At 72.3% G+C, this 20,785-nt stretch carries 21 protein-coding genes, 1 tRNA gene and 1 other RNA gene; 8 read left to right on the top strand and 15 right to left on the bottom strand.

Translation table 11 applies throughout. From position 1 onward, the window contains the following. Nucleotides 1-6: 6 nt before the first annotated feature. The 3 genes from J2W21_RS01495 to J2W21_RS01485 all read right to left on the bottom strand — a co-directional run bounded on the left by J2W21_RS01495 (nt 7) and on the right by J2W21_RS01485 (nt 3,570). A complete protein-coding gene (locus tag J2W21_RS01495) occupies nt 7-2,928 on the bottom strand; it encodes a DNA polymerase III subunit gamma and tau (protein WP_444965504.1) in 2,922 nt (973 codons plus the stop codon). Between the two features lie 107 nt (nt 2,929-3,035). Beyond that, nucleotides 3,036-3,132: signal recognition particle sRNA small type (ffs, locus tag J2W21_RS01490), an RNA gene on the bottom strand. Between the two features lie 252 nt (nt 3,133-3,384). Further along, nucleotides 3,385-3,570, bottom strand: coding sequence for a hypothetical protein (locus tag J2W21_RS01485; RefSeq protein ID WP_307112734.1), 186 nt, complete (start codon nt 3,568-3,570; stop codon nt 3,385-3,387). Between the two features lie 46 nt (nt 3,571-3,616). Between J2W21_RS01485 and J2W21_RS01480 the strand changes: the two genes are divergently transcribed. The 4 genes from J2W21_RS01480 (at nt 3,617) to J2W21_RS01465 (ending at nt 6,187) form a co-directional block, all read left to right on the top strand. Beyond that, the gene (locus tag J2W21_RS01480; protein WP_307112733.1) at nt 3,617-4,063 is read left to right on the top strand and encodes a hypothetical protein; all 447 of its coding nucleotides are present in this window, start codon (nt 3,617-3,619) and stop codon (nt 4,061-4,063) included. Between the two features lie 134 nt (nt 4,064-4,197). Then, nucleotides 4,198-4,282, top strand: a tRNA-Ser gene (locus tag J2W21_RS01475). A 200-nt stretch (nt 4,283-4,482) separates the two neighbouring features. Continuing rightward, on the top strand, nt 4,483-5,661 hold the full coding sequence (locus tag J2W21_RS01470) for a M23 family metallopeptidase (RefSeq protein WP_307112732.1): 1,179 nt from the start codon (nt 4,483-4,485) through the stop codon (nt 5,659-5,661). Between the two features lie 22 nt (nt 5,662-5,683). Then, on the top strand, nt 5,684-6,187 hold the full coding sequence (locus tag J2W21_RS01465; protein ID WP_307112731.1) for a glutathione peroxidase: 504 nt from the start codon (nt 5,684-5,686) through the stop codon (nt 6,185-6,187). A gap of 3 nt (nt 6,188-6,190) precedes the next feature. Here J2W21_RS01465 and J2W21_RS01460 read toward each other — a convergent pair whose 3' ends face one another. Beyond that, complete coding sequence (locus J2W21_RS01460) at nt 6,191-6,766, bottom strand: TetR/AcrR family transcriptional regulator (protein WP_307112730.1); 576 nt, start codon at nt 6,764-6,766, stop codon at nt 6,191-6,193. A gap of 80 nt (nt 6,767-6,846) precedes the next feature. Here J2W21_RS01460 and J2W21_RS01455 point away from each other — a divergent pair, with 80 nt between their 5' ends. Continuing rightward, nucleotides 6,847-7,332: a DUF4188 domain-containing protein gene (locus J2W21_RS01455; protein ID WP_307112729.1), complete on the top strand. Its 486-nt coding sequence runs from the start codon at nt 6,847-6,849 to the stop codon at nt 7,330-7,332. Between the two features lie 105 nt (nt 7,333-7,437). On the opposite strand, the gene J2W21_RS01450 is transcribed toward J2W21_RS01455, so the two are convergent. Further along, nucleotides 7,438-8,328, bottom strand: coding sequence for a hypothetical protein (locus tag J2W21_RS01450; RefSeq protein ID WP_307112728.1), 891 nt, complete (start codon nt 8,326-8,328; stop codon nt 7,438-7,440). A gap of 115 nt (nt 8,329-8,443) precedes the next feature. Between J2W21_RS01450 and J2W21_RS01445 the strand changes: the two genes are divergently transcribed. Together J2W21_RS01445 and J2W21_RS01440 are read left to right on the top strand one after the other, a co-directional pair. Then, nucleotides 8,444-8,743, top strand: a complete 300-nt coding sequence (locus tag J2W21_RS01445; RefSeq protein ID WP_307008132.1) for a type II toxin-antitoxin system VapB family antitoxin — start codon at nt 8,444-8,446, stop codon at nt 8,741-8,743. Between the two features lie 7 nt (nt 8,744-8,750). Next, complete coding sequence (locus J2W21_RS01440; RefSeq protein ID WP_307112727.1) at nt 8,751-9,386, top strand: LytR C-terminal domain-containing protein; 636 nt, start codon at nt 8,751-8,753, stop codon at nt 9,384-9,386. Between the two features lie 21 nt (nt 9,387-9,407). Here the strand turns inward: J2W21_RS01440 and J2W21_RS01435 are convergent, their stop codons facing one another. From J2W21_RS01435 to J2W21_RS01390, 10 genes are all read right to left on the bottom strand, one after another. Then, nucleotides 9,408-10,046, bottom strand: coding sequence for a TetR/AcrR family transcriptional regulator (locus J2W21_RS01435; RefSeq protein ID WP_307112726.1), 639 nt, complete (start codon nt 10,044-10,046; stop codon nt 9,408-9,410). Between the two features lie 78 nt (nt 10,047-10,124). Further along, nucleotides 10,125-11,129, bottom strand: coding sequence for a sugar phosphate isomerase/epimerase family protein (locus J2W21_RS01430; protein ID WP_307112725.1), 1,005 nt, complete (start codon nt 11,127-11,129; stop codon nt 10,125-10,127). A 27-nt stretch (nt 11,130-11,156) separates the two neighbouring features. Beyond that, nucleotides 11,157-12,311 (bottom strand): Gfo/Idh/MocA family protein, encoded by a 1,155-nt coding sequence (locus tag J2W21_RS01425; RefSeq protein ID WP_307112724.1) that lies wholly within the window; start codon nt 12,309-12,311, stop codon nt 11,157-11,159. After that, complete coding sequence (locus J2W21_RS01420) at nt 12,308-13,426, bottom strand: Gfo/Idh/MocA family protein (RefSeq protein ID WP_307112723.1); 1,119 nt, start codon at nt 13,424-13,426, stop codon at nt 12,308-12,310. The genes J2W21_RS01425 and J2W21_RS01420 overlap by 4 nt, the downstream gene beginning before the upstream one ends. Beyond that, nucleotides 13,423-14,205 (bottom strand): sugar phosphate isomerase/epimerase family protein, encoded by a 783-nt coding sequence (locus tag J2W21_RS01415; RefSeq protein ID WP_307112722.1) that lies wholly within the window; start codon nt 14,203-14,205, stop codon nt 13,423-13,425. Before J2W21_RS01415 ends, J2W21_RS01420 begins: the two co-directional genes overlap by 4 nt. Before the next feature lie 57 nt (nt 14,206-14,262). Continuing rightward, nucleotides 14,263-15,168: a carbohydrate ABC transporter permease gene (locus tag J2W21_RS01410; protein WP_307112721.1), complete on the bottom strand. Its 906-nt coding sequence runs from the start codon at nt 15,166-15,168 to the stop codon at nt 14,263-14,265. Beyond that, nucleotides 15,165-16,121 (bottom strand): carbohydrate ABC transporter permease, encoded by a 957-nt coding sequence (locus J2W21_RS01405; RefSeq protein ID WP_307112720.1) that lies wholly within the window; start codon nt 16,119-16,121, stop codon nt 15,165-15,167. The genes J2W21_RS01410 and J2W21_RS01405 overlap by 4 nt, the downstream gene beginning before the upstream one ends. A gap of 14 nt (nt 16,122-16,135) precedes the next feature. Further along, entirely contained in the window at nt 16,136-17,443 is a 1,308-nt protein-coding gene (locus J2W21_RS01400; protein WP_307112719.1) for an ABC transporter substrate-binding protein, read from the bottom strand. 54 nt (nt 17,444-17,497) lie between these two features. After that, entirely contained in the window at nt 17,498-18,298 is an 801-nt protein-coding gene (locus tag J2W21_RS01395) for a hypothetical protein (protein ID WP_307112718.1), read from the bottom strand. Beyond that, nucleotides 18,295-19,371, bottom strand: a complete 1,077-nt coding sequence (locus J2W21_RS01390; RefSeq protein WP_307112717.1) for a Gfo/Idh/MocA family protein — start codon at nt 19,369-19,371, stop codon at nt 18,295-18,297. The genes J2W21_RS01395 and J2W21_RS01390 overlap by 4 nt, the downstream gene beginning before the upstream one ends. Nucleotides 19,372-19,523: 152 nt before the next feature. Between J2W21_RS01390 and J2W21_RS01385 the strand changes: the two genes are divergently transcribed. Then, a complete protein-coding gene (locus tag J2W21_RS01385; RefSeq protein ID WP_307112716.1) occupies nt 19,524-20,741 on the top strand; it encodes an ROK family transcriptional regulator in 1,218 nt (405 codons plus the stop codon). The last annotated feature ends 44 nt before the right edge of the window (nt 20,742-20,785 follow it).

Below are 20,785 nucleotides of genomic sequence, written 5' to 3'. Positions count from 1 at the left end.
ACTACGCTACCGCGGGGGAATGACAGTCCCGTCCAGGCCCCGCTCCTCGATGAGCTTTCCGCCGAGGATCCGCTCGACGGCCGCGCGCCCGAACAAGGCGGAGTGCTCGATCGTCTCGTCGTCCGCGCTCGCGACGTCCTCGACATACGCCCGCGGCGCCTGCTGGGGCTGGGGCTGGGCCTGTTCCGCTGCGGCCTTGCGGCTGAGCCGCTCGTACATGCTCAGCTTCCGGCCTGCCTCCGGCTGGCCGGACGGGCCGCGCTGGGGCGGTTGGGCTGCGGCGGGCTCGTAGGCCGGCTGGGCGGCGACCGCGGTGACCGCCTGGGCCGGGCGGGTGCCGCCCTGAAGCTGGGGCGCCGCCGCCTCGCCCGATGCGGACGACGGCGCCGGGCCGGCTCCCGCGGTGTCGTCCCCGGAGCGGGTGTTCGGTTCGGTGCCGATGGTCCAGACGCCGGGGGTGCTCTCCCGGGCGTAGGCCCAGGGATCCTTCGGGGCTTCGCCAGGTGTCGGCTGCCGCGGTCCTTGCGGCTCCTGGCTGGGGGCGGCAGTGCTGGGTGCGGCGCCGCGTGCGGCGGCGCTTGGTGCAGCAGCGCCGCGTGCGGCAGCGGGTGCCTGAGGCCGGGATGCGGGTGCGGGGGGCTGGGGTGCCCGTCGGGGAGCTGCGCGGCCCTCGTCCTCGGGGTACGGCTCGTCCCACTCGCCGGGCGGCTCCTCATCGGAGAAGGGGATGTCGTCGTAGGGAGTGGGTGTGGCGGCGGCCCGTGGACCGGACGTCGTCGGGCGGCGCGCTGCGGGCTCGTCCTGTGCGGGCTCCCTCGAAGGGGACTCGGCCTGTGCCGGCTCTTCCCGTGCGGGCTCCCTCGGCGCCGGCTTCCTCGAAGGGGTCTCGGCCTGCGGTGTCTGCGGACGTGGGCCCGGAGTCTGGACGTCGGGTGTCCGCGGAGCCTGAGGGGCAGCCGCCTGGGCAGGCGCTGCCTGGGCGGGTGCCTGCTGCACGGCGGCCGCCGGCTGCGGCCCCGGCGCAAGGCCCCAGGCGATGTCAGCAGCGGACGGTGCGCTGCCTGCCTTGGGCGCGGCTGCGGGCTCGGCGGGTGTCCCGCCTGCGGCGGGCTGGGCTGCCGCGCCGGGGGTGCGTGGCTCTTGGCGCGGGGCGCTTTCGGGCGCAGGCGTGCCCTGGCGCGGCTCAGTCGGCGCTTTTGGGCGCTGCCCGCCCCCTGCCGTGGCCGGGGTGCCCGGGCCGTTGCCGCCAGTGACGGCATCGATCTGGCAGTCGACGCCGAGCACGGACTTGATCGCCGTGTGCAGGTTCGCGGAGTGGTCGCCGCGGGTGAACGCGGACGCCAGCCCCGAGGTGCCGAAGGCGAGCGCCAGTGTCCGGCCGTCGAAGCCGGCGACCGATGCGTTCGGGCCCACGAGTGCCCAGGTGCTCCGCTTGACCTTGGCGAGGGTATCGAGGATGTCCGGCCACGCGCGGCGGAACATCTCCACGCTCCCGGCGCCGCCATGCTGCGCCTCGGGAGTCGGGTGGGGCTTGGCCTCGGCGCCGCTGGCAGCGGCCTCCGAGCGTTCGTGGTGCTCCGGTGCCGCAGGGGCCGGCTGGGGCGCTGGGGCCGGCTGGCGGGTGGCGGCGGGTTTCGGCTCCGCTTCGCTGCGCTCGACCACCGGGGTGGGGGGCGGTGCGGGTTTCGGCTCCGCTTCGCTCCCCTCGACCACCGGGGGTTCGCTCCGCTCAACCACCGGAGCTAGGGCGGGGGATCGTTTCGGTTCCGCTTCGCTGCGCTCGACCGCCGGGTGCTCGCCGGCGGCCGGGCCGGCGAAGGAGAGGCGCCGCTCGAGGCGGTCGACGCGGGCGGCCCAGCCGCGCTCGGTGGCATCGGCCGCAGGGAGCATGAGGCGCGCGCACAGGAGCTCGAGGTGCAGGCGCGGAGAGGTCGCGCCGGTCATCTCGTTGAAGGCGCCGTTGGTGACGTCGGCGGCCCGGGACAGCTCCGCCGCGCCGAGATTCTGCGCCTGGACGCGCATGCGCGCGAGCTGGTCTGCAGGAATGCCCCGCAGGATCGATTCGGCCGCGTCGGGCAGCGCCTGGACGATGATGAGGTCGCGGAACCTCTCCAGCAGGTCCTCGACGAAGCGCCGCGGGTCGTGGCCGGTCTGGATCACACGGTCGACGGCGCGGAACACGGTCCCGGAGTCCCCTGCGGCCATGGCGTCCACGACGTCGTCGAGCAGGGCCGCATGCGTGTAGCCGAGCAGGGCGACGGCCAGCTCGTAGTCGATCCCGTCGGTCCCGGCGCCCGCCATGAGCTGGTCCAGCACGGACAGGGAGTCGCGCACGGAGCCGCCGCCGGCGCGGACCACGAGCGAGAGCACCCCCGGGGCCACCGGCACGCGCTCGGCCGTGCACAGCTGCTCGAGGTAGGCCATCAGCGGCTCGGGCGGAACGAGCCGGAACGGGTAGTGGTGCGTGCGCGAGCGGATGGTGCCGATGACCTTGTCCGGCTCCGTCGTGGCGAAGATGAACTTGATGTGCTCGGGCGGCTCCTCGACGATCTTCAGGAGCGCGTTGAAGCCGGCCGAGGTCACCATGTGGGCCTCGTCGATGATGAAGATCTTGTAGCGGTCGCGGACCGGGGCGAAGGTGGCGCGCTCGCGGAGGTCTCGCGCATCGTCCACGCCGCCGTGGCTCGCGGCGTCGATCTCGATGACGTCGAGCGACCCGGCACCGCCGCGCGCAAGCTCGACGCAGCTGGGGCAGACGCCGCAGGGCTCCGGCGTCGGGCCCTTCTCGCAGTTGAGGCAGCGCGCCAGGATGCGCGCCGAGGTGGTCTTGCCGCAGCCGCGCGGGCCGGAGAACAGGTAGGCGTGGTTGACGCGGTTCTTCCGGAGCGCCGTCATGAGCGGCTCGGTGACGTGCTCCTGCCCGATCACGTCCTGGAACGTGTCCGGCCGATACCGGCGGTAGAGGGCAGCTGGAGCATTCACGTCAGAAACCCTACCAATCGGGGCCGACACCCAGCCCGGTTATCCACAGGTACGGAAAAGGCCCCTCATGCACCCGCCAGAGCCCACTTACCCTTGCTACCTTCCGGTCCTGGGGGAGTTCAGCAGGATGACGCCACATGAGGGGCTGGGAACCATCGTAGCCCAGTTCCGGGCGAGCCCCGAATCGGCTTCCCGCGCGTGTACTCGCGCGACGCACGGGAAGCGGTCAGACTGGCGCTATGCAGTGATCGGGCTCCGCACCGGGGCCCTCCAACAGCAGGGAGCAGGGGGAATCGTGGGAACCATCGCATCGTGGGGGGCCCTGCGGGCGGGGGCCCGCGGGCTTGGAGTCGGGATCGTCGGGGCCATCGCGGCACTCGCGCTGGCGGGGTGCGGGGCCAGTCAGGCACCGTCGTCCGCAGGCAGCACCTCGGCCTCGGCAACGGCGTCTGCCTCGGCGTCCACGACGGCGTCGGCCACGGGTCTCGCCACGGCAGCGGCTCCGAGCAGCGCTGCACCGTCCGTCGCGCCGTCCGCAGCGCCGTCGTCGCCGCCGGCGCCGGCCGCCCCGGCGCTGAAGAAGTTCACGTTCCCCGACGGGCACCTCTCCTTCGAGTACCCGGCCGGCTGGACCGTGAGCGTGGCGCAGGGCCCGACGCTCCCGGACGGGGGCCTGGACTCGAAGGTCGCCACGGTGCGCGACGCGACCGGCAACGAGCTCGCGACCGTCCACTCCGGCATGTACGGCGGCGGGGCGGCAGGGCCGGTCAGCAGCAGGACGATCATCGAGCAGGCCAGGGTGCCCCTTCCCGACCAGGGCGGACAGGCGGTCTACGCCTTCTACGCCGACACGACGCCGGACGGCCGCACCTGGTACAGCATGGGCATCGAATCGGGGCCGCTCAGCACGTCGGACAAGTCGACGACGGGCGGCGCGGTCGAGCTGCCCAACGGCTTCCTGCTGGCGCACGTGGTCTTCACCGACGCGCCATTCGGAAGCCTCGGGGCGGCGAAGGCCTGGTACGCGGGCCCGGAGGGGGAGCAGCTGCGGGCACTCTTCCTAAGCCTCGCCTACGCCTGACGCGGTGCGCACGACGGCGGGTGCCCGCCGCGGGCGGAAGGCGCGCCACCGCCGTCGTGCGCCAGCCTCGGAACCCCGATTCGGCGCACGCGCCGCCGTCGGGTATTCTGGAGCCTGCTCTTGCGAGCACACCTGGAGGATTCGCCTAGCGGCCTATGGCGCACGCCTGGAACGCGTGTTGGGTTAACGCCCTCGGGGGTTCAAATCCCCCATCCTCCGCGCGTGCGATGTCCAGAGGACATCGAGGAAGCCCCCGGTCTGCGGACCGGGGGCTTCCTGCGTCTGCGGGAGGTCCCGCGCATACCCCGCAATTCCCAGCCGATCCACAGGCTACCGGCCCTAGTCAGGCGCGGGCGGCGGTGCGGAGAATGTGAGGGTGCGCCGGGCTGCGGCGGCGCCACGACTGATTGGGGAGTCTGATGGCCCGTGGCCTTTTTGCGTCGTTGTCCCGCCTGCGCGCCCGGACCGGTGCCGGCATCGCGGCGGCGGCAGCCGTCCTGGTCTTCAGCGCCGCTCCGGCGCTCGCGGACGATGTCTTCCCGGGCCCGATCACTGCGGACCCCGGCGCGGTCGTCCCGTTCTACAGGACAGCGGTCGGCTCTCTCGCTGCGGGCCACGTCTCGCCAGTGGCCGTCGCCCAGGCGGACATGCACCGTCCGGCGGAGGGGAAGCTCTACGCGCCCCTGACCACCCTCACCCCCACCTCCGGGTTCGGGTACCGGGTCAGCCCCCTCAACGGGCAGCCGGGGGAGTTCCACTGGGGCCAGGACTTCGCCGCACCGTGCGGCACCCCGGTCTACGCCGCCGATTCAGGCGTGGTCCGAGCCGCCGGGTGGCACCCGTGGGGCGGCGGGAACCGGGTCGAGATCGACCATGGGGACGGGCTGGTCACCACCTACAACCACATGCTCGGCGCCGCCGTGAAGACCGGCGAATCGGTCGAGGTGGGCCAGGTCATCGGGCTGGTCGGCGAGACAGGCTCCGCGATCGGGTGCCACCTGCACTTCGAGACCATCAAGGACGGCAAGTACGTCGACCCCGAGAGCTTCAGCTTCATCCCCATCTCGCAGCAGGGACCGCTCGGCCCCGTCCAGGTCACCGACTACACGCCGAAGGACGGCAAGTCGACCAACGAGCGGCAGGACTGGGCCATACCCGTCCTCACCTCGGAGCCCGCACCGGGCGAGAGCATCGCCCCGGCCCCGACGGCGCCGACCCCGCCGCCGCTGAAGGACCCGACGCCGGCCGGGCCGCCGGCTGCCCCGCCGAGCACCGTCGCGGTGCCGCCGCGTGCGGCCGGTTCCGCTCCGAGCACCGCCAGCCCCACGCCGTCGCCCGTCCCCAGCCGGACGCCCACGCCCACCTCGGGCCCGACGCCCACCACGGCGCCGACCACCCCGCCGGCGACGCCGAGCCCCACCCCGCCGGCGACACCCAGCCCCGCCCCGAGCGCGACGGCGACCCCAACGCCGACGGCCGCGACGCCGACGTCTGCCCCGGCGATGACGGCGACGGCGGTCCCGACCTGCACGTCGACGGCGGCCCCGACCCCGACGCCCAGCCCGACGCCCACCGCGACGGCACCGACGCCCTGCTGAGCGGGCAGCCTAGACTGGGCCGGTGAGCCTGCACGAGATTCCCCTGACCCTCAACGACGGCACCGAGACGACGTTCGGCGCGTTCGCGCACCGCGCGGTCCTCGTGGTGAACGTCGCCTCGAAGTGCGGGTACACCCGCCAGTACGACGGCCTCGAGGCCCTCTACCGCGAGTTCAAGGACCGCGGGCTCGTGGTCCTCGGGGTCCCGTGCAACCAGTTCGCCGGGCAGGAGCCGGGAACGGCCGAGGAGATCCAGGAGTTCTGCCGGGTCAACTTCGGCGTCACCTTCCCGCTCGCCGCCAAGGCCGACGTCCTGGGCAAGAACCAGCACCCCCTCTACGCAGCGCTCACCCAGTACCCGGCCGGGGACGACCTGGGGGAGAAGGTCAAGTGGAACTTCGAGAAGTTCCTCGTGGCCCCCGAAGGCGAGGTCGTGGGGCGGTTCCGGTCCTCGGTGGAGCCGGACTCCGCCGAGCTGCGCGAGGCGATCGAGGCCGTCCTCCCCGCCGAGGTCCCGGCCGCCTGAGCCTCAGGCCGCCCAGGCCCGGGCCACGGCCTGGAGTGCGGCGCGGTATGCGGACTCCCAGTCCGCCCCGGGCGGGCCGACCTGAGCGAGCTCGAGGCTCACCAGCCCGTGCACCTGGCCCCAGATCGAGACCGCGATGACCTCGAGCGGTGCCTGCCGCAGGGTGCCCGAGGCCTGTCCGTCCGCGATGGCCTCGCGCAGCGGAGCCATCGAGTTGCCCGCCGCTTCCGCATCCGGTGAGCAGTCGGCGGGGATGGCCAGCGCTCCGCCGAACATGAGCCGGTACAGGGCCGGGTGCGCGAGCGCCCAGTCCCTGTACGCGAGCCCCAGTGCCTCGAGGCCACCTCCGGCGGCCGCGCGCTGGGAGGCCCCGAAGGACGCGAAGCCGCTGTCCATGACGGCGGCCAGCAGCTTCCCCTTCCCGCCGAACAGCGAGTAGACCGCCGTGGTGGAGGTGTCGGCCCCGGCGGCCACCTGACGCAGCGACACCCTGGCCGGGCCTTCCCGGTCCACGAGGTCCGCAGTGACTTCCAGGAGCCGTTCGCGGAGCGCGGCGTCGTGCAGCGTGGGTCTTGCCATGTCCCAAGCCTAACCGTAACGTTGTTTCAAAACAGTGTTACGAAACACTGGTCCGCAATCCGAAGCGAGGAGCAACGGCCATGGCGCAGGAAGTCTTCCCCGGGCGGTACACGGCGCTGCCGGGACGTCCCGTCACCCTCTTCCTCATCGGCATGAGGGCCAACCGGTGGTGGAAGACGGGCACGGTACTGCGCGTGGCGTCCGCGATGCCCCGCATGCTCGCACACCTTGCCGCCCACCCTGAGGCCGGGATGCTGGGCTTCCACCAGTGGCTCGGCCGGACCACCGTCATCGTGAGCTACTGGGAGAGTCCCGAACACCTCCAACGCTTCGCCGCCGATCGCGACGCCCCGCACCTCGCCCCGTGGCGCGACTTCATGCGCACGGTGGCCGGGACGGGGGACGTCGGCGTGTGGCACGAGACCTACCAGGTCCCGGCCTCGGGCATCGAGGCCGTCTACAGCGGCATGCCGAGCTTCGGGCTCGCCCGCGCCACCGGGCACATCCCGGTGACGGAGTGGCTCGCCACAGCGCGCCAGCGACTGCGCGCCGGTGGGGAGGGATGACGGCCGACGGCGAGCGGCGCCCTCCGGGGTGACTTCGCCGTCCTGTGGGGTGACTTCGCCTTCCTGTGGGGTGACTTCGCCGTCCTGCGGGGTGACCTCGCGGGGTCAGTCGGCGAGGGCCAGCGCGTCCCGCCACCGCGCCAGGAAGGCGAGGCCGGCGTCGTCGTGGATCACCTCCGGGCCCAGGCCCAGGTCGGCGGAGGTGAGGATCTCGTAGGGCTTCTCCGGGACGCCGTCCGCTGGGCGGACATCGACGTGGGCCACGGTGTGGTCGTTGTGGTGCAGCCAGTCCGCCATCGCATAGTCGGTGCGCGAATCGCCCATCGTGTACCAGGCCCCTGGCACGATTCCGTCGCGGCGCAGGCGCTCGCAGGCGCGGGCGGCGCCGAGGTCCTTGCCGAGGCGCACGGACTCGATGTCGGTCGAGATGATCGTGGGGTCCACCCGGTAGTCGACCGAGTCGTCGCTTCCGGGCACGTGGTGGTCAAGGCGGGTCGCGCCCAGGCCGTGGCGCGCCATGAGGCCCATCGCGTCGGCGTCGAAGCGTTCCTGTTCCGCCCGGTAGTCGGCGTTGGAGACGTCCACGCGCTGCTCGACGGAGACCATGGCCCGCTTCGTCTCGTCGAAGAACATGTGGTCGCTGTAGCTCGCGGCGACGAGCCCGCGGACGTCGGCGGCGAACGCGGAGGGCACCGCCAGTCCGTGGTCCACGTGGACCGTGCCCGCGCCGCGGGCGGTGAACGAGAACCAGGTGGCGCCCTTCTCGCACACGGCGTGCACCATGAGGTCCTCGGGCATCCCGGCGGCGACCATGGGGTCCATCACCTGCTCGCGGATGAACGCGTCCGAGCGGCCCGTGTTGAAGACGATCGGGATCCCGGCCGCCCCGAGTTCGTTCAGGAGGGCGATGATCTCGGGCTTCACGTCGCGCGTCACGGGGCTCGCGATCGGGCCGTCCACGTCGAGCAGCAGGGCAAAGGGCGGTGCGGTCTCCATGGCCCCATTCTCCCATCGGGGCGGCCCGGGGCACGCGATAACCGTTTGGCCACAATGCCCTCCGGGGCGCTCCGGCGCGCTGCCGCCCCGATCCCCGCGCGCCTAGGCTGGAGCCGTGATTTTCAAAGCGGTGGGCGAGGGGCGCCCCTACCCGGACCATGGCTACAACACGCCGAAGGACTGGGCCGCCCTCCCGCCCCGCCCCGTGCGCCTCGACGAGCTCGTGACGACCAAGCGCACGCTCGACCTCGAGGCGCTGCTCGCGGAGGACTCGACGTTCTTCGGCGACCTGTTCCCGCACGTGGTGCAGTACAAGGGCGTGCTGTACCTCGAGGACGGACTCCACCGGGCGGTCCGCACGGCGCTGCACCAGCGCACCGCCATCCACGCCCGCATCCTGGACCTTGACGCGTGAGGCCACCGTGTCCCGCAAACCCGAGGACCTGAGCCAGTACCACGGACACCACGTGGTGAGCGGCAACGAGCTGCGCACCCAGTTCGAGGAGGAGCCTGACCCGAGACAGCGGACCAGCCGCATCTGGCGCAGGATCCGCCACGGCATCGCCATCACCCTCCTTGTGGGCATCGTGGTCGCCGGGGCCGGGATGGCCTGGGCGGTCCTCTCCGGGCGCCTCACCCTCCCGCAGCCGGCCAGCCAGCCCACCGTGGCCACCTGCCCGGCCGGAAACTACGACTACCTGCCGACCGCGAAGGTCACGGTCAATGTGCTCAACGCGGCAGGAAAGGAAGGCCTCGCCACCCAGATCGCCGGCGAGCTCAAGGCGCGTTCCTTCGCCGTGAAGAACGTGGGCAACGAGCGGCTCTCCGTCAGCGCCGGCGCGGTCGTGCGCGGCGGCTTTGCGGGCGAGGCGGCCGCCTTCACGCTCCAGCGCAACGTGCCGGGAAGCATCTATGTCCGCGACGGCAGGGCCGACGCGAGCGTGGACCTCGTCCTCGGGCCGTCCTTCAAGGGCCTGGCCGATCCCAAGCTGGTCGACCAGACGCCCGGGCCCATCCTGTGCACCCTGCCGACCGGGACTCCGGGCGCCCACGGCTGAGCGCTGCCGGGCCCAAACGGCTCAGCGGCGCAGGGGCCTGCCCTGGCGGTCGAACCGGGCGCCCACCCCGAGCTGGATGAAGCGGACGGTGGCCTCGGTGCGGCGGTCCGCGTCGTCGTCGTGCGCCTCGTCCTCGCCACGGCCGCGGTCGGCGCTCGCGGTCAGCGAGCCGTGGACGAGCCCCACGAGCTCGTCCACGTCGGCCTCGGGAAGGTAGCCCTGCGCCATCGCGTCGCGGAGGATCTGGGTCAAGAGCGCGTTGAGCTCGCCGACGTGGTCGCCGAGCTTGGCGAAGGACGACGGCGAGAGCACCGCCCGCATCGCCGGCCCGGGTGGCAGGTGGCGGCGGGAGAGGTCCTCGACCTGCGCGCGGATGTACACCGCGAGACGGTCGATGGGATTCTCGAGCCCCGACAGCTTCGCCTTGAGGTCGCCGAGGAACCGGCCCGTCTCATCGAGGGCGTAGCCGATCAGCAGTTCCTCCATGTCCGCGTAGTAGTTGTACACGGCGGTCCGGCCGACCCCGGCCTGCCGGGCCACGTCGGTCATGGTCAGCCCGGGCAGCCCGCGGGTGAACAGGAGCTCGCCGAACGCGTCGAGGATCCGGCGCTGCGTGAGCGCTCGCTGGGCTGCGTTCGACTCGGCCTGGATGCGGGGCATACCTTCATTTTAGGTCGATGTGTCACCAAAAATGTCAGAGGCTAACGGCCCGCCCCTCCTGCGCGTCGTTGGGGAGGGTCAGGTCTGGTTGCTGAAGGCGGCGTCGAAGGAGGCGGTGGCGGGGGCGAAGTCGAAGCGCTTGAGGGCTGCGAGGGCTTCGGGGGCGCCGACGAGGCGGTCCATGCCGGCGTCCTCCCATTCGATGCTGATGGGCCCGTCGTAGCCGATCGCGGTCAGGGCGCGGAAGCAGTCCTCCCAGGGGACGTCGCCGCGGCCGGCGGAGACGAAGTCCCAGCCGCGGCGGGGGTCGCCCCAGGGCAGGTGGGAGGAGAGGATGCCGGCGCGGCCGTTGCCCATGCGCATCCGGGTGTCCTTGCAGTCCACGTGGTAGATCCGGTCGGGGAAGTCGGTGATGAACGCGACCGGGTCCAGGCCCTGCCACATCATGTGGGAGGGGTCCCAGTTCAGCCCGAACGCGGGCCGGTGGCCGATGGCCTCGAGCGCACGCTGGGTGGAGACGTAGTCGTACGCGATCTCGGAGGGGTGGACCTCGTGGGCGAACCGGACCCCGCACTCGTCGAAGACGTCCAGGATGGGGTTCCACCGGTCGGCGAAGTCCTGGTAGCCGGCGTCGATCACGGCCGCGGGGACGGGCGGGAACATGGCCACGTACTGCCAGATGCTCGAGCCGGTGAACCCGACCACGGTCTTGACCCCGAGCGCCTTGGCCAGGCGGGCGGTGTCCTTGAGGTCCTCGGCGGCGCGGCGCCGGACGCCCTCGGGGTCGCCGTCGCCCCACACCGCCGAGCCGACAATCCCCTGGTGGCGGAAGTCGATCGGGTCGTCGCACACGGCCTGGCCCTTGAGGTGGTTCGAGATCGCGTACAGGCCCAGGCCGTGGCGGGCGAGGATGCCCAGGCGCTCGTCGATGTAGGCCTGATCGTCCCAGCGGGAGGCGTCGAGGTGCTCGCCGGAGACGGCGATCTCGAGGCCGTCGTAGCCCCACCCGGCGGCGAGCTCGGCGACCTCCTCGAGCTTCAGGTCGGCCCACTGGCCGGTGAACAGGGTGAACGGGCGGGGCATGGGGTCTCCTCGGGGTTTCGGCTTCGCTCAGCCGACGTGGACTGTGGCGGACTTGGCGGCGGCGGACTCCTCGATGGCGGCGAGGACGCGCTGGACCTGCAGGCCGTCCTCGAACGAGGGCGACGGGGCGGTCCCGTCCCGGATCGCGAGGAGGAAGTCGCGCGCCTGGTGGGTGAAGGCGTGCTCCCAGCCGATCATGTGGCCCTGCGGCCACCAGGCGTCCATGTAGGGGTGGCCGGGCTCGGTCACGACGATCCGGCGGAAGCCCTGTTCTTCGGCCGGCGCGGTGGCGTCGAGGAACTCGAGCTCACCGGGCCGCTCGAGGTCGAACGCGAGCGCGCCGTCGGAGCCGTAGACCTCGATCCGCAGGGAGTTCTTCCGCCCGGTCGCGACGCGGGAGACCTCGACCGAGACGACCGCCCCGGAGGCGAGGGACAGCGTGGCCCAGGCGGCGTCGTCGACCGTCACGTCCTCGGGCCCGTCCGGGCCGGGCCGGCGGGGCACGAACCGGTGCAGCCGGCCGGAGGCCTCCGTGACGGTGTCGTCGAGGAGGTACTGCACCTGGTCGACCGCGTGGGAGGCGATGTCCCCGAGCGCTCCGGAGCCTGCCGTCTCCTTCCGCAGCCGCCACGTCATGGGCGCCTCCTCGTCGGCGAGCCAGTCCTGCAGGTAGGAGGCGCGGACCTCCCGGACGGTGCCGAGCCGCCCGGCCGCGATGAGCTGCTTCGCGTACGCGAGCGCCGGGACGCGCCGGTAGGTGAAGCCGACCATCGACTGGATGCCGCGCTCCCGGGCCGCCCGGGCGGCCTCGGCCATCCGCTCCGCCTCGGCGAGGGTGTTGGCGAGCGGCTTCTCCACGAGCACGTGCTTGCCCGCCTCGAGCGCGGCGACGGCGATCTCGGCGTGCAGCCAGCCGGGGGCGCAGATGTCCACGATGTGCACGTCATCCCGGGCGATCACCTCGCGCCAGTCCGTTGCGGACTCGGCCCACCCGTGCTTCGCGGCGGCCTCGGCCACGTCCTGGGCATGGCGGCCCACGAGGACCTTCTGCTCGATGGCCGGCACGTCGAAGAACGCGCCCACGTTGCGCCACGCGTGCGAGTGCGCGCGGCCCATGAACGCGTACCCGATCGCCGCGACGCCCAGGGGCTGCCCGGCCGCGGGAGCGGTCCCGGGGCTCATGCGCGGACCCCGTCGAGGGTCGCCTCGGTGGGCGCCCAGTCCTCGGGCAGGGGAGCGGACGACGGCGCGCTGCTCGCCACCGGGATGAACTCGCCGGAGTCGATCGATTCGGAGATCGAGACCATCGTGTCGAGCACGTGGTAGGCCAGCTGCCCGGTGGCCCGGTGGGCCTCACCGGCCCGGATCGAGCGGGCCATGTCCAGCACGCCCATCCCGCGGCCGTTGGCTGGGCCTGTGGTGGGGATGGCGGTCCAGTCCGTCTCGCCGACGCGGCAGATCTGCAGTTCGCCGTCGAAGTAGTTCGGGTCCGGCAGCGACAGGGTTGCCTCGGTCCCGGTGATCTCGACGAAGCCCATGTGGGTCCGGGGCGACTGGAAGCTGAAGATGCTGTGGGACGAGGCACCCGATTCGAACTGGGCGAGCGCGCTCACGTGCGTGGGGACCTCGACGGCGAACTCCTCGCCGGCCTTCGGGCCCGAGCCGATGACGCGGGTCGCCTTGGCCTTGCTGCCCACGGCGGCGACCCGGCGGACGCTGCCGAACGTCTGGATCAGGGCCGTGAGGTAGTACGGGCCCATGTCGAACAGCGGGCCGGCGCCCGGCTGGAACAGGAAGGCCGGGTTGGGGTGCCAGGACTCCGGGCCCGGGGTCTGGAAGACCGTCTGGGCCGTGAGGGGGACGCCGATGTCGCCACGCTCGATCACGCGCCGGGCGGTCTGCAGGCCCGCCCCCAGGAAGGTGTCGGGCGCGCACCCGAGCCGCAGCCCGGCGTCGTCCGCCTCCTTCAGCAGCGCAAGGCCGCTCTCGCGGTCGAGGGAGAAGGGCTTCTCCGTCCACACGTGCTTGCCGGCCCGGACGGCGGCGGTGGCGACCTCGACGTGCGCGGCCGGGATCGTGAGGTTGACGATGATCTCCACGTCCGGGTGGTCCAGCGCGAGCTCGGGGGCGCCGTGCTCCGCGATCCCGTACTCCTCGGCCCGGGCCCTGGCCGCCTCGGGGAAGAGGTCGGCGATGACGTGGACCTTCACATCGGGGAAGGCGGTGAGGTTGTCCAGGTACTGCTTCGAGATGACGCCCGCGCCGATGACCGCGACGCCGACCGGCCCGCGGCTCACTTCGCGGCTCCCGAGTTCGCCTCGGCAACAGCGTCCGACGAGGCGGCGGGCGCGCCGGCCTCGAGGTAGCGCAGGGACGCCGCGACGCCCTCGAAGATGTCTCCGGCGTAGTCGTCGAACTCGACGACGCCGACCTCGAGGCTCTTCGCGGCGGCGATCACGCCCCAGATGTCCACCTTGCCCTGGCCCGCCGGCAGCTGGGCCTTCTTGTCGTGGTCCACCGGGCCGTCCTTGAGGTGGATCGCGACGACGCGGTCGCCGAGGCGCCCCAGGAGCGCGGCCGGGTCCTCGCCGCCCACGGCGGCCCAGTAGGTGTCGACCTCGAGGACGAGCTCGGGGTCGAGGAGGCCGGCGAAGAACTCCAGCGCCGTGGTGCCCCCGATTCTGGCCGAGACCTCCCAGTCGTGGTTGTGGTAGCCCACGCGGATGCCGTGCTCGGCGCCCTTCTTCGCCGCGGCGTTGAGCCGGGCCGCCGTGTCGCGGATTGTCTCCTCGTCCTGCCAGTGCTCGGCGGGGAGGTACGGGTCGATCACGGTGCCGATGCCGAGCCGCTGGGCGGCGGCGAAGATCTCGTCCTGGTCCGCGGACAGGAGGGGCGCGTGGGCCGTGGGGGCCGTGATGCCGTGCTCGGCGAACGCGGCGGCGAGCTCGTCGGCGCGGGCGGCGAAGTTGTAGGGCTCCACCTGGGTGTAGCCGATCTCGGCGAGCCGGGCGATGGTGCCCGGCAGGTCGGCGTCGACCGCGTCGCGGACGGAGTAGAGCTGCACGGAGTACGTCATGGGGACAGTGTCCTCTCGGAGGTCGGGGGCAGGGGAGTGCTGAGGCGGACGGGGGTGTCAGCGGCCGGCGAGCGAGCCGCCGATGCCGCCCACGCTGAAGTACTTGTTCAGCGCGGCGAAGACGATGATCGGCGGGAGCATCATGACCACGGCGAGGGCCATGACGCCGCCCCAGTCGGTCTGGTTCTGCTGGAAGAACGACTGCACGCCCATGGGGAGGGTGAAGATCTCGTTCGAGCGCAGGAACACGATCGCCACGAGGTAGTCGTTCCAGGCCAGGAGGAAGGCGAAGATCGCGGTCGAGAGCACGCCGGGGAGGCTGTTGCGCAGCACGATCTTCCGGAACGAGCCGAAGACCGAGCACCCGTCGATCCACGAGGCCTCCTCGAGGCTGGCGGGGATCGAGTCGAAGTAGGCGGCCATCATCCAGGTCGCCACGGTCATCGTGGAGGCGACGTAGACGATCGTCAGGCCCAGGAGGTTGTCGACGAGGCCCATCGTCGCGAACAGGATGAACAGCGGGACCACCGAGGTGATGATCGGCAGCGACTGCATGACGAACAGCAGCAGCGAGTACCCGGCCACGGCGCGGCTGCGTCCGCGGGAGAGCACGTACCCGGCCGGGGCGGCGACCGCGACGGAGACGAGGACGGTCGAGAGGGTCACGACCAGGCTGTTCTTGAGCCAGGTCGAGGCCAGGGTCTCCTCGAACACGTTCGTGAAGTTCTCGAGCGTGGGCCCGGTGGACGTGCTCGTCGACGACGGGCTGAACGCGAGGACCAGGACGACCAGGATCGGGATGAGGACCACGGCGGTGATCGCCAGGATGAGCGCGAAGCGCCACCAGCGCCCGCGCAGGTCGGCCTCGGAAACGGTGCGGCGCTTCCCGGAGGGCCGCGCGCCGGCCCCGGAGTCCGGCCGGCCGCCGGCGGGGGCCGTGTGCGTGTGCAGGACGGTGCTCATTCGACGCTCGACTTTCGGATCTGGCGGTAGAGGAGGGCTGAGACCACCACGAGGGTCATGGTCATGAGGAAGGCGATGGCCACGCCGGTGCCGGTCTGGAAGTCCTGGAACACCGTGCGGTAGGCCAGCACCACGAGCGAGGTGGTCGCGTCGACAGGTCCGCCGCCTGTGAGGAGGTAGATCGTGGGGAAGTCGTTGACGCAGAAGATCGTCATGAGGATCCACGAGATGTACGTGGAGCGGGCGATCAGCGGCAGGGTGATGCCGGTGAACTGCTGCCAGCGGGTGGCCCCGTCCATGCTCGCAGCCTCGTAGACGGTGCCGTCCACGGAGGCCAGGGCGGAGCTCGTCATCATCATCATGAACGGGAAGCTGACCCAGACCTTGAACAGGCACACCATGATGGCGGCCAGCGTCGGGTCGGCGAGGAAGTAGGGCGCGCCGAGCCCGAGCGCACGGAAGATCGTGGGGATCGGGCTCGTGGGAGTCGCCACGAGCCAGTTCCACGCCGTCGAGGAGACGACGATCGGCACGACCCAGGGCAGCAGGAGCAGGACCTTGAACGTGCCGCCCGCCGGGATGCGGGTCCGCAGGAGCAGGGCCAGGCCCATGCCCACGAGCCACGAGCCGAACACGCCGACCACGGTGAAGACCAGGGTGAACTCGGCGGCCTTCCAGAACTTCGGCGAGTTCAGCACGGCCGCGAAATTCTCGAGCCCGACGAACTGCCCGGTCTCGATGAGGGACCCGTTGTGCGTTGCCTGGATCGCGGCGTACACGAGGGGGTAGCCGTGGATGAGGACGAGCAGGATGACCGAGGGGAGGAGGAGCCAGAAGAAGGTCCGCTTCGCCTGGGTGCTGAGCCTGCTCCTGCGGTTGGGCTCTGCGGCGCGGCCGGGGCCGCCCGGGCCCAGGCCCTTGCGGGCCCGGGCGATGCCGGCTGTCGTTGTCATGGTGGGCACCCCGGTCAGGACTTGATGACCGACTGGAGGCTGGTCTGGAACGTCTGCAGCGCCGTCTTGGCGTCCGTCTGGCCGGTGAGCACGGTCTGCGTGAACTGGTTCAGCGCCTGTCCGCCGTCCAGTGCGGCGAGGTTGGCGTTGAGGGCGGAACCCTGCGCGGCGAACGTCTTGGCGATGGGCTGCCAGTCCTTGACGATCTTGACGTTGTTCGGATCGTTGGCGAACTCGGGGATCTGGGTGATCGACTTGAAGACCGGCAGCGAGTTCATGAGCTTCTGCTTCCAGAGCTCCTTGAGCTGGCCGAGGTAGTTGACGAGGAAGGCCTCCGAGGACGCCTGGGACGGGGTGTTCTTGTACATCATGAGGTTGTTCGGGAAGACGAGCGTGGCCTTGTCCCCGTGCGGGCCGGCGATCGGGTCGGCGACCATGATGTCCCCCGAGGTGTCGCCCACGCGCTGGGGCACGCCTACCTGGAAGAGCCCGAACCCGGCCTTCTTGTCCTTCCACTGCGCCGACATGTTGTCCGTGGTGTAGCCCAGGCAGGCGGGGTCGATGATGCCGTTGGAGCGCAGCTCGAGGAGGAATTCGACGGCCTCGACGTTGCGGTCGTTCATGAGGTCGAGCTGGCCGTCCTTGGTCCACACGCCGCCGCCGTTGTTGACCATCATCATGATCATCGAGTGGTTGCCGTAGTTGTTGCCGGCGCCGGCTCCGGTCATGAAGCCGAAGGCCCCGATCTTCTTGAGCGCCTTGCCCGCCTCGAGCAGCGTGGCCCAGTCCTTCGGCAGGGCAACGCCCGCCTGGTCGAAGAGCGACTTCCGGTACCAGAAGACCCGCATGTCCAGCTGCCAGGGGACCGCGACGTACCCGTTGGCGGACTTGAAGGGGTCGAGGACGCCGGGCAGCAGGTCGTCGTACATCCCGTTCTTCTTCATCGCGTCGATCACGCCGTCGGCGTGCGCGATCTGGCCCTGCTGGTCGAACTGGAAGGCCTGGAAGCCGCCGCCGGACGAGACGGCGGGGCCCGTCTTCGAGGCGATCGCCGAGGAGAACGTCTGGTAGAAGTTGTTCCACTGGATGGTCTGGTAGGTCGCCTTGAGGTTGCCGGAGGCCGGTTGGTAGCCCTCGACGAGCTTCTTCGCCGCGTCGGTGTAGGCCGTGGTGCCCCATGGCATGTCCCAGAACTTGATGTCCCCGTTGCTTCCGCCGGAGGCGGATCCGCCGCCGCATGCGGCGAGCGCGGGTACGGCCGCGGCCGCGGCGGCGAGGCCGAGGAAGCCCCTGCGGGAGAACGTAGTACGGGATGCGGTCATGATGGTGTGCCCTTCGTCGTCGAGGTGCTGGAAAGGAGGGTGTTCACAGAGGGGTCAGGCGGAGGAGCCGCCGCCCGCGGGAGGCGGGGCGAGCGACGCGGTACGGTGGAACTCCGCGACGTCCCCGGAGGCTGGGCCCCCGGCGGCGATCGCGATGGCCCGCCGCCAGCTGGCGCGGCGGGACGTCTCCCAGAGGGTCGGCAGGAGCCGCTCGCCGTCGGGGCCCACGACCCTGACCTCGGCGGGGGCTGCCGTGGCCGCGGACGGCACCCGGGCCGTCAGCCCGCCGTCGTCGGTCAGGAGGCGCAGGGACAGCCCTGCGGGGCCCGCGGCGGTGACCACGAGGGTGAGCGAGAGCGGAGCGCCCCCGGAGAGGTGTCCGGCGCAGTGCAGCCCGGCGGGACCGGAGTGCAGCGCCTCGACAGGGCCTGACGCGCCGAAGACCCGCCCGCAGGCCGTGAGCGCGTCGAGGAGGGCCGCGTCGACGAGGTCTGCTCGCGGCACGGTCACTCGGCACTCGGCCAGCACCGCCCGCCCGCGCAGCGCGGCGGCCGCCTCGGCCGCGGCGAGCACCCCCGGATTCGAGGCGTAGTCCCAGGCGATCACCGTCCGGCCGGCGGCCTCGTCGGGGAGCCGCCCGCCGTCGTCGTGCGTTGCGGGCGGGCCGAGGACGACGGCGAGGGCACCGGCGGCGAGCGTCTCGCCGGCGCGCCGGGCCCACCCGGGCGAGCCGTCCACGGCGGCGATCTGCGGCGCCCCCTCGGCCGGGGCGAGCGAGAGCGGCAGGGACGCGGCGATCTCGGCGAGGCCGGGCGCCGAGGCGGTGGCGACCGTGAAGCGGGGGAGCGAGCTCATGCGGCGGCCTCCAGGACGCGGGCGCGGGCGCCGTCGACGATCGCGACGGCGAAGCGGAGGTCGTCGATGAGCTGGGAGGCCGCGGGCGCGCGCTCGGTGCCGCCGACGATCCCGGCGATCCGCCGCCACTCGCCCTCGTAGCCGTTGTGCCCGAAGGGCCCGGCGGCCTGGGTTCGGGCCCCGGCCGTGAGCTCGGCGACGGCGGAGCCGGCCTGGACGTAGGAGGGCGTGAACGTGATGGTGAGTGCGGAGTCGGGGCCGACGGCCTCGAAGGTCCAGTCCGGCTTCCAGGCGGCCGTCGCACCGGACGAGATCTGGGCGGTGAGCTCGATGGTGCGGCCGCCGGCGCGCACGAGGACCACGTAGCCGAACGGCCGCACGGCCTCGGCGCGCAGGACCTCGAGGTCCGCGAAGTCCGGCACGAAGCGGCGCACGAGCGGCAGGTCGTGGATGGCGAGGCCCAGGATGCCGCCCTCGAGCACCGCGGCGACGACGGCGGGGTCCTCGAGGTCCCGTTCCGGGGCGGCGGGGCGGGCGATCACCTCGGTGGCGAAGTCCTCGAACCGCGCGTTCGGAGGCAGCACGATCGAGGACCGCAGCGTGTGCGCGCTCCGGAGCAGGCCGCCCGCGAGCTCCTCGGCGGCGAGCCAGCCCGGGTCGAAGGTGTGCATCGCGCCGACGAGGATCGGGACGCCGGTCTCTGCGGAGACGGCGGCGATCTCTGCCGCCTCGTCCGCGGAGACGGCGAACGGCTTCTCGCACAGCACGGCCTTCTTGCCCGCGCGGCAGGCGGCGATGACCTGGGCGGCGTGGAACTGGTGCGGGCTGCAGATCGCGACCACGTCCACGGCCGGATCGTCGAGGAGCGACTCCATCGAGGCCGAGTGGCTGGCCCCGACGCGGGCGGCGACGGTCGAGGCCACCGCGGAGTCCACGTCCATGACATGGGCGACGCGGAACGTCTCGTCCAGCCGGGCCAGGCTCGGGAGGTGGATGGCCTGGGTGACCGGTCCCGCGCCGAGGAAGCCGACGCCAATGGCGGGGGCACCGGCGGCCGCGGCGTGCTGTGGCATCTGGAGCTCCTCGGGATCGGCGGGCCAGTCGGTGTGATCTGCCTCACCCGGAGCCTAGGGGTACTTATGACGGGCGTCAAGCAAAAGTCTGGTGGTCCTCGACGCCCTTTCGTGCGAGTGACATCCAGAAGGGTGCGTGCTATCACTGAGGCATGACGTCGCCCCCCAGCGCCCAGCCCGCGGCCCCCGAGGCCGGCGGGGGCCTCGGCCGCGCCGGCGACCTCTTCCAGCTGCTGCGCGACGGCCGGCCGTGGACCCGCGCCGAGCTCGCCATGACCACGGGCCTCGCCCGGTCCACCGTGGCGGGCAAGGTGGACCTCCTGCTGAACTCCGGCCTCGTCGTGTCCGTCGGCGAGGCCCTCTCGAGCGGCGGCCGCCCGCCGTCGCGCTTCGCGTTCCACCCGCAGGCGCGCACCGTCCTCGCGGTCGACGTCGGCGCGAGCCACGTGCGCGTGGCCCTCACCGACCTCAACGGCGAGGTGCTGGCCGAGCGGCGCGCCCAGATGCCCGTCGCCCAGGGCCCCGAGGCTGTGCTCGGCTACGTGGTCGACTCCGCCCGGAAGCTCCTGGCCGACAGCAAGCGGCCGCAGTCGCTGCTCGCCGGCGTCGGGATCGGCCTGCCGGGGCCGGTCGAGCACGCGACCGGGCGGCCCGTGAAGCCGCCCATCATGCCGGGCTGGGACGGGTTCGACGTGGTCGGGTTCGTCCAGCGCTCGCTGCCCGTGCCGGTGCTCGTCGACAACGACGTGAATATCATGGCCCTCGGCGAGCGGGCCGCGTTCTGGCCCGGCGTGGACGACCTGCTCTTCATCAAGGTCGCCACCGGCATCGGGTCCGGGATCATCTCGAGCGGCCAGCTCCAGCGCGGGGCGGACGGCACGGCCGGCGACATCGGCCACGTGCGCGTCGCGCGCGGCGCCGACGTCGTCTGCCGCTGCGGCAACGTCGGGTGCCTCGAGGCGCTCGCGTCGGGAGCCGCCGTCGCCCGCTCGCTCGCCGCCCAGGGCATCGAGGCGGCCACCGGCGCCGACGTCGTCGGCCTCGCCTCGCACGGCAACCTGGCCGCGATCCAGGGGCTGCGGCAGGCCGGCCGCGACATCGGCGAGGTGCTCGCCACGTGCGTGAACCTGCTCAACCCCAGCGTGATCGTCATCGGAGGCTCAGTCGCGGCCGCGGGGGAGCACGTCATGGCGGGGGTCCGCGAGGTCGTGTACCACCGCTCGCCCCCGCTCGCGACCACCAACCTGCGGATCGTGCTCTCCCGCGCGGGCGAGCGTGCCGCCGTCATGGGCGCGAGCCAGCTCGTCTCCCAGCACGTCCTCTCCCCGGCCGGGGTGGAGGCCGCCCTCGCGGCGGCCAGCGCCGGGTAGCGCCGCGGGTCTGCGGGTCTGCGGGGCCGGCCGACGGCCTCGGT

Source organism: Sinomonas atrocyanea (assembly GCF_030811715.1).
Classification (GTDB): Bacteria; Actinomycetota; Actinomycetes; order Actinomycetales; family Micrococcaceae; genus Sinomonas; species Sinomonas atrocyanea_A.
Note: the sequence above shows the minus strand (reverse complement) of the source record. Positions and strands in the feature narration are given on the sequence as shown.

Bases quoted from the DNA above. Each gene is read 5' to 3' on its own strand.
- J2W21_RS01470 (WP_307112732.1), top strand. From the start codon at position 4,483: ATGGCCCGTGGCCTTTTTGCGTCGTTGTCCCGCCTGCGCGCCCGGACC.
- J2W21_RS01460 (WP_307112730.1), bottom strand. From the start codon at position 6,766: ATGGCAAGACCCACGCTGCACGACGCCGCGCTCCGCGAACGGCTCCTG.
- J2W21_RS01455 (WP_307112729.1), top strand. From the start codon at position 6,847: ATGGCGCAGGAAGTCTTCCCCGGGCGGTACACGGCGCTGCCGGGACGT.
- J2W21_RS01450 (WP_307112728.1), bottom strand. From the start codon at position 8,328: ATGGAGACCGCACCGCCCTTTGCCCTGCTGCTCGACGTGGACGGCCCG.
- J2W21_RS01435 (WP_307112726.1), bottom strand. From the start codon at position 10,046: ATGCCCCGCATCCAGGCCGAGTCGAACGCAGCCCAGCGAGCGCTCACG.
- J2W21_RS01430 (WP_307112725.1), bottom strand. From the start codon at position 11,129: ATGCCCCGCCCGTTCACCCTGTTCACCGGCCAGTGGGCCGACCTGAAG.
- J2W21_RS01425 (WP_307112724.1), bottom strand. From the start codon at position 12,311: ATGAGCCCCGGGACCGCTCCCGCGGCCGGGCAGCCCCTGGGCGTCGCG.
- J2W21_RS01415 (WP_307112722.1), bottom strand. From the start codon at position 14,205: ATGACGTACTCCGTGCAGCTCTACTCCGTCCGCGACGCGGTCGACGCC.
- J2W21_RS01410 (WP_307112721.1), bottom strand. From the start codon at position 15,168: ATGAGCACCGTCCTGCACACGCACACGGCCCCCGCCGGCGGCCGGCCG.
- J2W21_RS01405 (WP_307112720.1), bottom strand. From the start codon at position 16,121: ATGACAACGACAGCCGGCATCGCCCGGGCCCGCAAGGGCCTGGGCCCG.
- J2W21_RS01400 (WP_307112719.1), bottom strand. From the start codon at position 17,443: ATGACCGCATCCCGTACTACGTTCTCCCGCAGGGGCTTCCTCGGCCTC.
- J2W21_RS01395 (WP_307112718.1), bottom strand. From the start codon at position 18,298: ATGAGCTCGCTCCCCCGCTTCACGGTCGCCACCGCCTCGGCGCCCGGC.
- J2W21_RS01390 (WP_307112717.1), bottom strand. From the start codon at position 19,371: ATGCCACAGCACGCCGCGGCCGCCGGTGCCCCCGCCATTGGCGTCGGC.
- J2W21_RS01385 (WP_307112716.1), top strand. From the start codon at position 19,524: ATGACGTCGCCCCCCAGCGCCCAGCCCGCGGCCCCCGAGGCCGGCGGG.